General features: G+C 36.5%; 11 protein-coding genes. 8 read left to right on the top strand and 3 right to left on the bottom strand.

The features are described 5' to 3' along the window. Positions 1-551: 551 nt before the first annotated feature. Positions 552-1,349, top strand: coding sequence for a helix-turn-helix domain-containing protein (locus ACFSAH_RS15035; RefSeq protein ID WP_379663558.1), 798 nt, complete (start codon positions 552-554; stop codon positions 1,347-1,349). A 43-nt stretch (positions 1,350-1,392) separates the two neighbouring features. Here ACFSAH_RS15035 and ACFSAH_RS15030 read toward each other — a convergent pair whose 3' ends face one another. After that, complete coding sequence (locus ACFSAH_RS15030) at positions 1,393-3,996, bottom strand: DUF3857 domain-containing transglutaminase family protein (RefSeq protein ID WP_379663557.1); 2,604 nt, start codon at positions 3,994-3,996, stop codon at positions 1,393-1,395. 227 nt (positions 3,997-4,223) lie between these two features. Between ACFSAH_RS15030 and ACFSAH_RS15025 the strand changes: the two genes are divergently transcribed. Then, positions 4,224-7,121 carry a DEAD/DEAH box helicase gene (locus tag ACFSAH_RS15025; protein WP_379663556.1) on the top strand — a complete coding sequence of 966 codons (2,898 nt, stop codon included), beginning with the start codon at positions 4,224-4,226 and terminating at the stop codon, positions 7,119-7,121. A 36-nt stretch (positions 7,122-7,157) separates the two neighbouring features. Next, positions 7,158-7,706, top strand: coding sequence for an AAA family ATPase (locus ACFSAH_RS15020; protein ID WP_379663555.1), 549 nt, complete (start codon positions 7,158-7,160; stop codon positions 7,704-7,706). On the opposite strand, the gene ACFSAH_RS15015 is transcribed toward ACFSAH_RS15020, so the two are convergent. Both ACFSAH_RS15015 and ACFSAH_RS15010 read right to left on the bottom strand, forming a co-directional pair. After that, positions 7,695-7,994 (bottom strand): hypothetical protein, encoded by a 300-nt coding sequence (locus ACFSAH_RS15015; RefSeq protein WP_379663554.1) that lies wholly within the window; start codon positions 7,992-7,994, stop codon positions 7,695-7,697. The two genes, ACFSAH_RS15020 and ACFSAH_RS15015, sit on opposite strands and share 12 nt — an antisense overlap. An 81-nt stretch (positions 7,995-8,075) precedes the next feature. Further along, positions 8,076-8,783: a TlpA family protein disulfide reductase gene (locus tag ACFSAH_RS15010; RefSeq protein ID WP_379663553.1), complete on the bottom strand. Its 708-nt coding sequence runs from the start codon at positions 8,781-8,783 to the stop codon at positions 8,076-8,078. 129 nt (positions 8,784-8,912) lie between these two features. Between ACFSAH_RS15010 and hflX the strand changes: the two genes are divergently transcribed. The 5 genes from hflX to ACFSAH_RS14985 all read left to right on the top strand — a co-directional run bounded on the left by hflX (position 8,913) and on the right by ACFSAH_RS14985 (position 13,247). Continuing rightward, a complete protein-coding gene (gene hflX / locus ACFSAH_RS15005) occupies positions 8,913-10,127 on the top strand; it encodes a GTPase HflX (RefSeq protein ID WP_379663552.1) in 1,215 nt (404 codons plus the stop codon). A gap of 81 nt (positions 10,128-10,208) precedes the next feature. Next, positions 10,209-10,562 (top strand): 30S ribosome-binding factor RbfA, encoded by a 354-nt coding sequence (rbfA, locus tag ACFSAH_RS15000; protein WP_379663551.1) that lies wholly within the window; start codon positions 10,209-10,211, stop codon positions 10,560-10,562. A gap of 55 nt (positions 10,563-10,617) precedes the next feature. Next, positions 10,618-11,289 (top strand): TonB family protein, encoded by a 672-nt coding sequence (locus tag ACFSAH_RS14995; protein ID WP_379663550.1) that lies wholly within the window; start codon positions 10,618-10,620, stop codon positions 11,287-11,289. 819 nt (positions 11,290-12,108) lie between these two features. Further along, positions 12,109-12,579 (top strand): GNAT family N-acetyltransferase, encoded by a 471-nt coding sequence (locus ACFSAH_RS14990; RefSeq protein ID WP_379663549.1) that lies wholly within the window; start codon positions 12,109-12,111, stop codon positions 12,577-12,579. Positions 12,580-12,737: 158 nt separating this feature from the next. Then, on the top strand, positions 12,738-13,247 hold the full coding sequence (locus tag ACFSAH_RS14985) for a hypothetical protein (RefSeq protein ID WP_379663548.1): 510 nt from the start codon (positions 12,738-12,740) through the stop codon (positions 13,245-13,247). Positions 13,248-13,288 lie beyond the last annotated feature (41 nt).

Raw genomic sequence — 13,288 nt, 5'->3', positions numbered from 1 at the left:
ACCTTGTCTTCCCGACCACAGCGGAGGGATCTCTTTCAGAAGTACTTAGGAAAGAGATTTCTCTTCGCTGTACTCATCCAAATGACAACGTTTTTATTTTTGATACAGCCCCTCCCGTTGGTAAAAATGACAAAACAATTTTTCAGACGCCATCTACAAAAACGTATCTTTATACTCAGATTAGCATTCCACGAGTATTAATGATAACCAATAACCTCTCTTTTTCATTTTATCTGTCCGCTTTTTGCTGGTTACATCTGTGGTTCTTTTCCTTTATTTTACTGTTCAGGTATCAGGCATCCCTATCCAATAAACTTTTAGGTTATTTCCTTTTTTGCTTCTCGTTCATTCACATACAACACGTCCTTTTACAAACAAACATTCTTAAACAAATTCCTTTTTTTGATCCCTTCTGTGGAATTATACTTTGTGCTATTGGCCCACTGTTCTATTTTTACTGTCGTTCCCTTACTGGTGAAGGTTTTTATAAAAAGGATCTCTGGCACCTCATCGTTTTTTTTCCAGCCATAGTGCATTTATTTCTTTTATTATTGACCAAACAACCCGACAAACTAGGTAAATATTACTATACAGACCCCGCAAGAAATAGCCAATATTCTGTAATCAATATATTATTGCTATTTGGTATGTTAGGTTATTTTGTAGCCTATCTATTGGCCAGCATTTTTACCATAAACAGCTATTTAAAAAAACTAAACGCCCGATATACCAAAATTGAATCTATACGATTAAAATGGCTTCGGGATCTTATTATCTTACTGGTCATATTTTCTTTTTTACTTTCTCCTACTGTTCTGATTGTTGGAGATGCCCATATTAGCAGTCTGGTTTTAGGCTATTTTAGCACCCTTATCTATTTTATTATTGTATATAAATCGTTAAAAACATCAGTTATTTTCACCCATGATCTGACTCTTATAGATAATCAACCGGAAGAAAAAACCAGGTATACCAATTCTGTACAAACAGAACAAAGGGTAAAAGAATACGGACAAATGATTGAAGATTTCTTGCATCATAATCCATTGCTCTATCACGAGAGTCTTAACCTGAAACAAATGGCTAGCGAACTCAACATTCCTCCCTATCTGCTGTCAGAAATTATAAACAGGTACTTTCAGAAAAGCTTTGTTGATGTCATTAATTCCGCAAGAATAGAAAAAGCAAAGCAAGAACTCCTCATTATAGACACGTTGAATATTACTATTGAGGGTATTGGCTATAACTGCGGCTTTGGCTCAAAAGCAGCCTTTTACCGGGCTTTTAAAAAGGTAACCGGACTAACCCCTTCTGCCTTTCTGAATAAAGAAACAACTAAATCACCTTAATTATGGGACTGCAGGTTAAACAACATTGCCTTGCCTTCCCAAACTATTCATTTTCAGGCAATGCATCCGTTCCCTTATCTTCTTCCACACTTGCTGATTTCAAAGGTACATTAAGCCATGACCGATTAGGATATGGATAAGGTACCCTAAAAATAAGGTCCTTTGATTCTGCTGTTTTGAAGAAATACCATATAGTCATAAAAATAGCCAGCATCAAAAACACAAAAACCCTTAATTCTGCAGAGACCTGCCCTTCCTGCCACTCTTTATAAACCCAAAACAAAAGCAGACAGGCCAAATTTAAAAGCAACCATATATTAGCATATTTTATGGTTTCAACCCTCCTGCTACCAAGTAAGGTAAGCACCAAGACTCCCAGAACAATATTTACAACATTTACCAATATCCATATTAAATTAAATAGCACTGTCAAAACAGCTACAAACTCCCATTCGGAATACTCTAAACCATCTACCTCCCCAAAAACATTATATAAAAGACCAAGAAACTGTATAAAAGACCACAGAATTATCAGAACAAATAAAATTCCATACCAGCCCAAACTTTGCGTCTGCAATGTAAAGTACTCTTTATAGCTAATAGTGTAACCCGAAGGTTTTTTATAAATAAGGTAAGCCAAAAGCACTGCTAAAACTACTGCAACCCAAGCCAGTATAACTTTACCCCAAAGAAGCAGAGATTGACCTCCTGACATACCGCCTGCTGAATAAAAAAGTTCTAACCCGAAAGTTTTGTCCATTTCAGTCCGGTCTTTTCCATATTCGTCCAGCTTTTCAACAGCAATATGATCTTTCAGGGTTTTAAGACGATAGCTTATAGAAACAATATTTTGATTAAGTTTCGTTTCATACGAAAACTCATAAGCATCTCGTTTAACTTCGTAATTTGCTTTTTTCACATTCCAGGGAGACCACATGTGAAAGTATGCGTTATACTCTATATCAAGAGGATAACTAAGAGCCAATGGTAATTTTCTATTCCCAGTAAGCTGTGTTAAATAAGAGCTAATTATACCCGCATTAAAATAAAAATGAGGTTTATTATTATCCTGCAACGTCCACAGATTTTTTATATCATAACTTTCCTCAATCTCCAATATATTTTCGTACTCATTATCTCTCACTTTAAGCGGCTTGGCAATTTCAACACCTTGGTATATTTTTTGATAATAGGTCAGAAATTCCTTAGACATATCATCCTCTCCGGCATAAGCAATCCTATATCGCATATCATTTGCATGATTTCCAGAGTAAACTGTTCGTACCACTAAACTAGAGGTATCCCCCTGCGGAGAAACAAAAAAACTCTCCTCAACCTTAATCTTCCCTAATTCAACAGGTTGCTGAGGAATATCTGTGAGCTTATTCTGTCCATCAGAAAGTATCAATGCTTTATAATACTTTGGACAATACAGCTTATATAAACCACCTCTTTGATAAGAAATCGTAGGATCAATAAAATAAGATCGCCCTTTATGATTGATATACACAATCATGTGATCAAAAAGTAACGGCGACACCAGGCTCTCTTCCAAAACACTACCGCGGTATGAGTTCACCAGCGCAACTTTCGCATCAATTCCTCCACTCCTCAATATGCTGGCTAGTAATACAGATTTATCTTTACAGTCACCATAACGTTGCTTATACACTTTTTCCGGAGAATTAGCTTTATGGGAATAAACACCTATTTCTACCCCCATATAACGGATTTCATCCTGAACAAAGCCAATAACCTCTTTAATAAACCCTTCTTTATGATAGCCCGGATGTTTATCCTTAAAAAACTTTATTTTTTCGCCTAATACACCCTCACGAATCTCCTTAACCAGGTTTAAAGCATTTGCCCAATCTGCTATTTCGCGCCAGTCTTTATACTCAGAAACCTCTACCCTGGAATAAATACTTTTCCATCCCGGAATATTATCTTCTAATTCAACAGCCTTAATATTCACGCCCTTCCATTCGTAGTACTGATAAGTATTATCAACCGTTTTATGAACAGCAGGTACCTGTCCAAAATTTCTGATTTGCATTACTCTGTCCTTACCCACAATAAGCCTTTTATATAGCTGGGCAATAGGGACACTATCATCAAAAAACAGGTTTTGGCTATATTTTCCCTTAAAAACCGGATTTCTTCCCTGAACAGTATAAGCATATTCAATCCTGTCTCCTTCTCTAATATCATCCAGAATAATATGGGCATAATAAGAACCATGGTACAGAAAGCTAGACAAATCGCTTTCACTCTGGATAACCTTTATCTCATTCGTTTTTAGCTTATCAATTACCTCTCCATTACGCCATACCAGCATTTCATGAAAAGTAAGTTTTTGATAAGCAGGCATAAAAGTTACCGAAATGTTAGATGCTTGCTGTACACCAACTTTAGAAACAATATCCAGTACAAAATGTGCGTAATCAGACTCTGTTTCAACATTAACCTGATTATCTATCAGTCTGTAGAAATATCCTTCCTTCACAGATTTTAAAGAGACATTTTTACCCTCTTCCTTAGGATGCAAAACCCAGGCAGGCTTAGTTGCTTTCTCTACTTTAGGAACGGCAAATAAAAAGTTAATAAAAACGAAGTAAATGAATAGAAATATGTAATGTTTTTTCATTTCAACAAACGAAAAGGTTTATTTTTTATCAACACCCAATTTACTTAAAAAACAATTATTCCATAATTTAATTTCACTCTTCTTTTCAAAAAGCGAGTATCTATTCTCTCAATTAACCTAGTCCCCAATTTATAGCATAATTATTTTATGGTTTAAGAAGCCAGAATATGCAATTTATTCTTACTTTAGTGCCTTTTACACTTTTAACTTCTAAAAATTTTTGTCGGATGTTAAGAGTAGATAGTCAGAAGCCTTGTAAGTTAGTATATTCGTTAGCAAAACACGATTTTTTAGGTTTTTTAATAGAGCCTCACATTGTTCAGCTAAACCAGAACGGGAGTTTCTCTTTAACCTACCAAAGAATTTTTTCTAATACAGCGCAAGAATTTATCCATCATATTGCTGAGGATGACCTGAAACTCATCAAGATACTGGACAATCTTGAACAGGATGCCATTATCAAAAAGTATTTCAAAAAAAATATACGTCCGCTCGAGTTTTTCACTAAAAACTGGGACGACAAAACATACGATACTTTAAGACCAAAACTCGAAAAGAAAATTGCAGAAGCCTTGCCATTGCTTCGCGAAAAAGAAGTTTTTTTGATGAGCAAAGAAGGGTGGCCGGTAGAAAAAAAAGTAAATATTACAGAAGAGCCGGCAACCGTACTTTTCCATTTCAGAAGAAACGAAACAGAAACACGCTACTTCCCCACTATAAAATACCAGGGTTTTAGAATAGAGTTTATGTTTAAAGATGCACAGCTGATATCCAATTCGCCTGCGCTACTACTTTTAGAAAACTCGTTGTACTTTTTTGAACAGAATTTAGAAGGAAAAAAGCTGCAACCCTTTCTTAACAAAAGATATATTTCTATTCCCAAAACATCAGAACATACTTATTTCGAAAAATTTGTTGCTCCACTGATAGAAAAGCACCATGTATATGCTGAAGGTTTTTCCATTAATACAGAAAAGCATGACGCTATACCCCTGCTAAAAGTAGTATATGTGCCCAGTGGAATTTCAGAATTACAGCTCTATTTCAAATATGCCGGATATGTTTTCCCGGCCGGTAACGATACGGAAGTAAGTGTAAGAATGGAGAAAACTGGTGACGACTATTTCTTTCATCGGATCAAAAGATCATTAAAATGGGAAAAGGATAAAATAGCTGAATTGATAAAGCTGGGGTTACGTAAAAACTCAAATCTTTTTGTCCATTTTGAAGTGGATGAGGATAAAAAAGAAGAAAGCGATAAATCGCTCAGTATCTTTGACTGGATAAGCGAAAACCACGAAGCCCTTACCCAAAAAGGATATTTGTTTGAAGCCGATACCAGCGCCCAAAAATATGTAATAGGAAACAGTAAAATTGATCTGGAAATACAGGAAAACAACGACTGGTTTGACATTAACGCCATTGTATACTTTGGAAATTACCGGATCCCATTTATACAGTTAAAAAACCATATACTCAACAAAAAAAGAGAGTTTACCCTGCCTAACGGAGAAATTGCTATTATTCCGGAAAAATGGTTTTCGCAATACAGCAACCTGCTTTCTTTTTCTGAAGGATCAGACCACCTGACCTTAAAAAAACTACATGTTGGATTGGTACACGACTTTGCCAATAGCGAGCTGGCCAGCGTTACCATGGACAGAAAACTGCAACGACTGGCCGATTTCGAAAATATAGAACAGATAGATACACCTCTAAATTTTCAGGGAACTTTAAGACCCTATCAGCATGCCGGTTATAACTGGTTCCATTTCCTTCAAAAATACAATTTTGGGGGATGTCTGGCAGACGACATGGGTTTAGGAAAAACCATTCAAACCCTTGCCTTACTACAAAAATGTAAAGAAGATAATCAAAAAGAAGGCATACATACCCCATCGTTGATAATAATGCCAACATCATTAATCTATAACTGGATTAATGAAGCCAAAAAGTTCACTCCCGAAATAAAGATATATACCCATACAGGATCAAACCGGGAAAAAGACATCTCGCATCTGAGTCAATTCGATTTGGTGATTACCACCTACGGAATAAGTCGTATAGACATAGACCTTTTTAAAGAATTTTATTTCAACTACATTATTTTAGACGAAAGTCAGAACATTAAAAACCCAACATCAAAGTCTTTTAAAGCGGTAAAACAGCTCAAGTCCAGATTTAAACTTATATTATCCGGTACACCGGTAGAAAATACCGTAAACGATCTATGGACACAAATGTCATTCATTAACCCGGGATTATTAGGCTCCCAATCATTTTTTCAATCAGAATTTGTACAACCCATAGAGAAGAAAAAAGACGAAGAAAAAGCGCAAAAGCTACAGGCACTTATAAAACCCTTTGTGATGCGAAGAACCAAAGAACAGGTTGCCTCCGAACTTCCTCCAAAAACCGAGAACTTGTTTTATAGTGAAATGACAGAAGATCAGGCAAGCTTTTACGAGAAAACAAAATCCGAATACAGGAACGAGATCTTACGTTCTCTTGAAAATGGCGAGTTTTCCAAATCTCCGGTACAAATGTTGCAGGGTTTAACCAAATTACGTCAGATTGCAAATCATCCGGTATTGATAGACCCGGAATATACAGGCGAATCAAGCAAGTTTACCGATGTTATTTATAAACTGCAAAGCGTTATTGAGGCAGGACACAAAGTACTTATCTTCTCTCAGTTTGTAAAACAGCTGGAAGTTTACCGCAACTATTTCAACGAGAACAAAATAGCATATTCTTATTTAGATGGCGCCACACAAAACCGGGGAAAAGTTGTTGAAGAATTTAAAACAAACGAAGAAATACAAGTTTTCCTGATATCTATTAAAGCTGGTGGCGTAGGGCTTAACTTAACAGAAGCAGATTATGTGTTTATACTGGATCCATGGTGGAACCCGGCCATAGAACAACAGGCCATTGACAGAAGCCACAGAATAGGGCAAACAAAGAATGTATTCATCTATAAGTTTATTACAAAAGACACCGTAGAAGAAAAAATACTGGCATTACAGAACAGGAAACTTAACGTAGCCAAATCTCTGATTACAACAGAAGAAAGCTTTATAAAATCGTTATCAGAGGAAGACATCAAAGAAATTCTGGGATAACCTAAAAACAAAAATCAAACAGTAGCAAATAAAACAATGGACGAGCAACCCGAAACAAAAAACAACAAACTCATTAAAATAGCCGTTGTAGGTCCCGAATCTTCCGGTAAAAGCACTATTACAGAAGGTTTGGCAAAGCACTTTGGTAGTTTATGGGTTCCGGAATATGCCCGCTTTTACTGTGAGAACCTGGAGGGAGAATGTACATTTCAGGACGAAGAAAATATGTTTTTTGGACAAATTGCGCTGGAAGAAGCCATTTCTTCTGTGGTTACCAATAACCTGCTTTTTTGCGATACGGTATTTCTTACCGTAAAAGTATGGAGCGAACACCAGTTTGGAAAAGCGCCACAACCCGTTATTCAGGAAATACCCAAAAGAACCTACGACTTCTTCTTGCTGCTAAAAAACGACTTGCCCTGGCAGGACGACCCGTTGAGGAACTTTAAAGGAATGGGAGATTATTTTTTTAACGTCTGGAAAAATGAACTGGAATCTATCAATGCAAACTATGCAGAAGTCGGAGGTTTAGAAGATAGGCTCTCGAACGCTATTAATACTGTGGAGCTTTTTTTAAACAAATAAATCAGGCTCCTTCGCCTTAAAAACATCAGAAAGCATCCCCAATCCTGTCACATAAATACCTTTAAGTCCTGTTTTCGATAAAATAGCATAAACAATAGACGCTTCGGACAGATCCTGTCCGTTCTCCAAACAATAAAGGTCAGTAATCAGCACATCTTCCAGTGCCAGTTTCTCGTTGTTAGCAATCAAACAATCGCCAACAAAATCAAAATCCATTACGTAACCCTGATTTCTGAACCGTTCCACAACTGGTGAAACAGCCTGATAGTGATACTTTTTTTCAAACATAGCAGATTATTTAGGAATAATACCTGCCACAAAACACAAGCCAACTTTTTGTAAATCAAACAGATAAATCAAAAAAACATATTACAGAAGGCTTTCAATCGTTTTCTCTATCCATGGAATAGTTCCCCTTCCAAACCCCTGTGCACTAAACTGTACAACTCCATTTTTATCCACAATCAAATGCGTAGGAAAAGCCTTAACATCAAAAGCTGTAGAAATAGCCCTTCCACCTCTTAACTGCTGATAAGCAAAAGGTGTGCTTTTTAAAAACTGGCCCACCTCGTAACTTTCATCCAAGGCCACTCCCAAAAACAAAACATCATCGCGGTCTTTATATTTCTCAACCAGCTCATTCAAATGTGGCATTTCCTGACGACAGGGCGGACAAGCAATAAACCAGAAATTGAAGACCAGAACTTTACCCACAAGATCCTGTTTTTTTATTTTTACCCCATCTATAGTTTTATTATCCGAATATCTAAACGAAGATCCTGTTTCAAATGCAGGACTGGGTTTAGGCTTGGGAATAGCCGCCTGCCGTTCACGCTTTTGTTCTTCAGTATACCTTTTTAGCATAAAAACATCCTTCCCGTCAGACTTTCTGTAAACTACCCCAAAGTCACCTTTCTTTAAAATCTTGCTCCACTCCTCATAGCTATACTGCTTTCCTGTTTCATCAATAACTACCGAGCTCTCGTTAAGCTTAGGCCTCTTCGTACTTTCTTTATCCTGTGCAAACCCTTCCGAAAATAAAATCAAAAAGGCTCCTAAAAGTAAAATTTTCTGCATCAACTGTTTTTTATAAAGATAGTTCTTTTCTCAAAAAGTAAAAACGGTATAAAAAATGGTCAATTTATTGTAGCACAACAAGCAATAGCTATTTAGCTTGATGCTTTCTTTGTATCTTTGTAAAATTATATGGCAAGAAAATCCCTATTAAAAAAACTTCATGACACTGCACCTAAAAAGGAAAAAGCAGTTTTAGTGGGCGTAGTAACTCCGGAAAGCTCAGAGCAAAAAGAGCAAGAGTACTTAGACGAACTAGCCTTTTTGGTAGAAACAGCAGGAGGAGAAACACAGCATATTTTCACGCAAAAACTACATAAACCGGACAGGGCGACTTTTGTAGGTACCGGAAAACTGGAAGAAATAAAAGAATATGTTACCGCAGAAGAAATAGATCTGGTTGTTTTTGATGACGAGCTTTCGCCTATGCAGGTAAGAAACATAGAAAACGAGCTTAAGGTAAAAGTACTTGACCGCAGCAATTTAATTCTGGACATTTTTGCCAGTAGGGCACAATCTGCACAAGCAAAAACACAGGTAGAACTGGCCCAGTTACAATACCTTTTACCCCGTTTAACGCGGATGTGGACCCACTTAGAACGGCAAAAAGGAGGTATTGGTATGCGTGGGCCCGGAGAATCTCAGATTGAGAGCGACAGAAGGATGATTAATAACAAAGTGGCCCTTCTGAAAGAAAAGCTTAAAATTATTGATAAGCAAAATCTAACCCAGCGCAAAAACCGGAAAGATCTGGTTAGAGCTGCTTTAGTAGGCTATACCAATGTAGGCAAGTCTACCATTATGAATATGCTTGCCAAATCTGATGTATTTGCAGAAAACAAGCTTTTCGCTACGCTGGATACCACCGTAAGAAAAGTAGTGATAGACAATGTCCCCTTCCTCCTATCAGATACGGTAGGTTTTATCAGAAAACTACCCCATCATCTGGTAGAATGCTTTAAATCAACCCTAGATGAAGCCCGCGAAGCAGATATCCTTATCCACGTGGTGGATATATCGCATCCAAACTTCGAAGACCATATCAATACCGTTAATGAAACGCTGAAAGAATTAGGTGCAATCAATAAGGAAGTAATAACGGTATTCAATAAAATTGATGCATACAGCACTGTTGAAACAGAACAAGAGTGGATGGTAGACAATGAGGAAGCCCCACAACTTACTCTTGAGGACTTTAAGAGAAGCTGGATGGCAAAAAACAGTTCTCCGGCAGTATTTATATCGGCAACAGCAAAAGAAAACACAGACGAGCTAAAAGACATTCTATACCAGAGAGTAAAAGCAGTAAACGAGAAAATATACCCTTTTAACAATTTTTTATATTAATTTGCTATCAGGAGATAAAACACAGAAAGCAATTACCAATAGATACGTTCATAACAGTCAAAGCTGTTTAAATTTATTATTATGGAATCCAAAAGACAACAAAAGTTTGCCCGCGTAATACAGAAAGATTTAGGAGAAATGTTCCAAAGAGATGGCAATAACTTCATTCCCGGCTCTATGATTACCGTAACAAAAGTTAGAGTATCACCAGATTTAGGCATGGCAAGAGTATTCTTAAGCTTTTTTAATGTCCCTGATGCTACAGAGTCTATTAAAAAGATAAAGAGCCATAACTCAGAAATAAGATACAATCTGGGCAAAAAAATAAAAGATCAGGTAAAAAGTGTCCCTCAATTAGAGTTTTTTCTGGACGACACCAATGAATACGTAGATAAGATGGACAAGATTTTCAACGAAATCCAAAATAAAGAATAATAATTCCACCGAATTAAACAACTTTAACCTTTCATGCGTTATAATAAAATAACGCATGAATACCATGATAATCAATCACCTATCTGTTATTTTTATAGGATGGATAACCTTCCTACAGACTCCCCCTCAATTTAAAGACGGGAAAAACACATTAGAGCAATTTCTAAACAACAACAAAGTTTACCCCTCCTATTCCAAAAACCACTGTATAGAAGGCACCATATACGTTTCATTTAAAATAGACCACAACGGGAACATCCTCTATGCCAAAGTAGACAAAGGGCTGGGAATAGATTTGGACGATGAAGCCCTACGGCTGATAAAACTAACCAGCGGAAAATGGACTGTCAGCAAACCAACGTACAAAACACAAAAGCTGGTACTACCCGTTAGTTTCACACTGGACAACCCTACTTGTGCAAATAAAACCACCAGAGACATCAAAAGTGCAATAGCAAACTATCAGATACAAGAGCAGCTACAGCATACCGTTTTTGACTACTACGAGAAAAAAAGAAAGGGTGAAAACGACCCTAAAATGGAAGCACAAATAGAATCGCTCAAAAAAGAACTAGGTTTTGACGATAACTTTATTGAACAGAAACTAAAAGAAGCCCAAAAGATGATTCAGCAAAAAGACATTGAGAGCGCCTGTAAAACGCTAAACATTATCCATAAAATAGGTTCCTCTGCCGCAGATAAACTGATAGAAGAAACTTGTAAATAACAGGGAACTCGCTAAAAAAACAAATTTAACCTCCTTAACAACAAAAAAAAACACACAATTTAAAGCAAGAACAGATTACGTATATTAGAGAGACAATAATTTATTTAAACTACCACAACAGAACCGAAAATTAAATGTGGACAAGCGTAAAAAATAATTCTAAAACCTTTCTGGTTACCATTACAATTCTAATTATATCCATTCCATTGGCCTTTTTATTAGAGGATTACTACCGACAATTTGTTAGATTTTTATTTAAGCTTTTTAATGGTAATCATATCCAGTTTTTTGGCAAAAACTTCCATCTGTTGGCAAGCAATAGTTTTGTAATCGCATTTGCACTTTTTACAGTCGCGGTATTTTTATTACTAAAATTTTATTGTCGTCATCATAGATTAAAGAGAACTTGTTTTACGGTTTTCGTTTTCTTTGCTACAACAATTCTAATAACAGCTTTAGAAAGCAAGAGACTTATTGTTGAATGTACCGCTTGTAACGATGGAGTAAGGAGACTAACCTATAATGAAATTACTTACGACCAATATTTTATTTTAAGTTTAGCCGCCGCTATTATCTATTTATTAACCACCTGTTTTTTAGATCATCAACGAACAAAATACCCAAACCCAAGCAATCATTAACTACTATAATCCATTGGCGTTCATTCTCAAAATACAAATACAGGCAGGTAAGAAATCTTGTGCAAGTGCAACATAATCCTTAGTTTAGCTCATAACATTTTGTCCTGCCAAGTATCATTAGCACTAAGACCAAAGGACAGAAAACCAAGCAATTTAACGCTGAATTATAACACAAACAATGAAGTTAGAAATAAGACAAGCAGAAAATTCTGACATACTCGCTATTACACAACTATTTTATGAAACCATACAGACCATAAACTCAAAAGATTACCCTCAAGAAGAAATTGATGATTGGTCTTCCTGGCATTCGGCCCACGAGAAATGGAATACCAGAATTATAGAACAATATTTTATAGTAGCCGCTTTTGACAGTAAAATTATAGGATTTGCATCATTGGCAACAGACGGCTACCTGGACCTGATGTTTATACACAAAAATTATCAAAGACAGGGTATCGCCAATCAATTACTGGCAGAACTAGAGAAGAAAGCAATAGCACAAAACAACCAAGAAATTTATTCAGAAGTAAGCATTACAGCAAAGCCTTTTTTCGAGAAACAAGGTTTTACCGTAAAACATAAACAATTGAAAAAATCACGGGAGAGAGCATTAGAAAACTACTATATGGTAAAACAAATGGAGTAATAAATATTCTACCAGCTAGCCAAACAAAAGACAAATAGTTAAAACGGCTATAAAATTTATATATTTAATAAATATGTACCAGTTTATGAGACATACATAGCCTGATATGGTTATGTATGGGCAACTTTATGAGACATATATAAGTTAGCAGCAAAATTATGAAGACCTACTTATCGCTAATACTTGTTTTGTTACTGTGGACCTCATGCAATCAGAATAGTGACTTTGATGAATTGACTTTTAGCCAAACCCAAGAAGAAATAGGGAATATTAGATTGCACCTAAAGAAAGACAAATCTTTCGACTTGAATGTATTGATTGAGCCAGCTGCTCAACTAGAGATAGAAGGCGATTCAGACCATATAGAGGGAATTGAGGAAGATTTCCAAGGGGTTTGGTCAATTCAAGGCGACCAAGTTTCTTTAATCTTCAGTTCTGACGCTGAAATAGAAAAGATATTCAATAGTGACCTAGACCCGAAGAAAACAGTTACTGTCATAAACGAAAAAGAGGCTCATTTTCAGAAAGACGTTGAGACTATCGTGATACACGGGGTTGACTGTCAAAGAAATTCTGCTGCTAATCGAGTAGACGGCTCTACCATATGTCTGGCAGAGTGCGCCTCTCACACCACCGTACGTACGGGTCTCGTATACGGCGGTTCGTAAATTGATGGGTTGAGTTTCTTGTAAATCTCCAGCATGGGTTG

Origin of the sequence: Pseudopedobacter beijingensis (assembly GCF_042678145.1) — a bacterium.
In the GTDB taxonomy this organism is placed as follows: Bacteria; Bacteroidota; Bacteroidia; order Sphingobacteriales; family Sphingobacteriaceae; genus Pseudopedobacter; species Pseudopedobacter beijingensis.
Note: the sequence above shows the minus strand (reverse complement) of the source record. Positions and strands in the feature narration are given on the sequence as shown.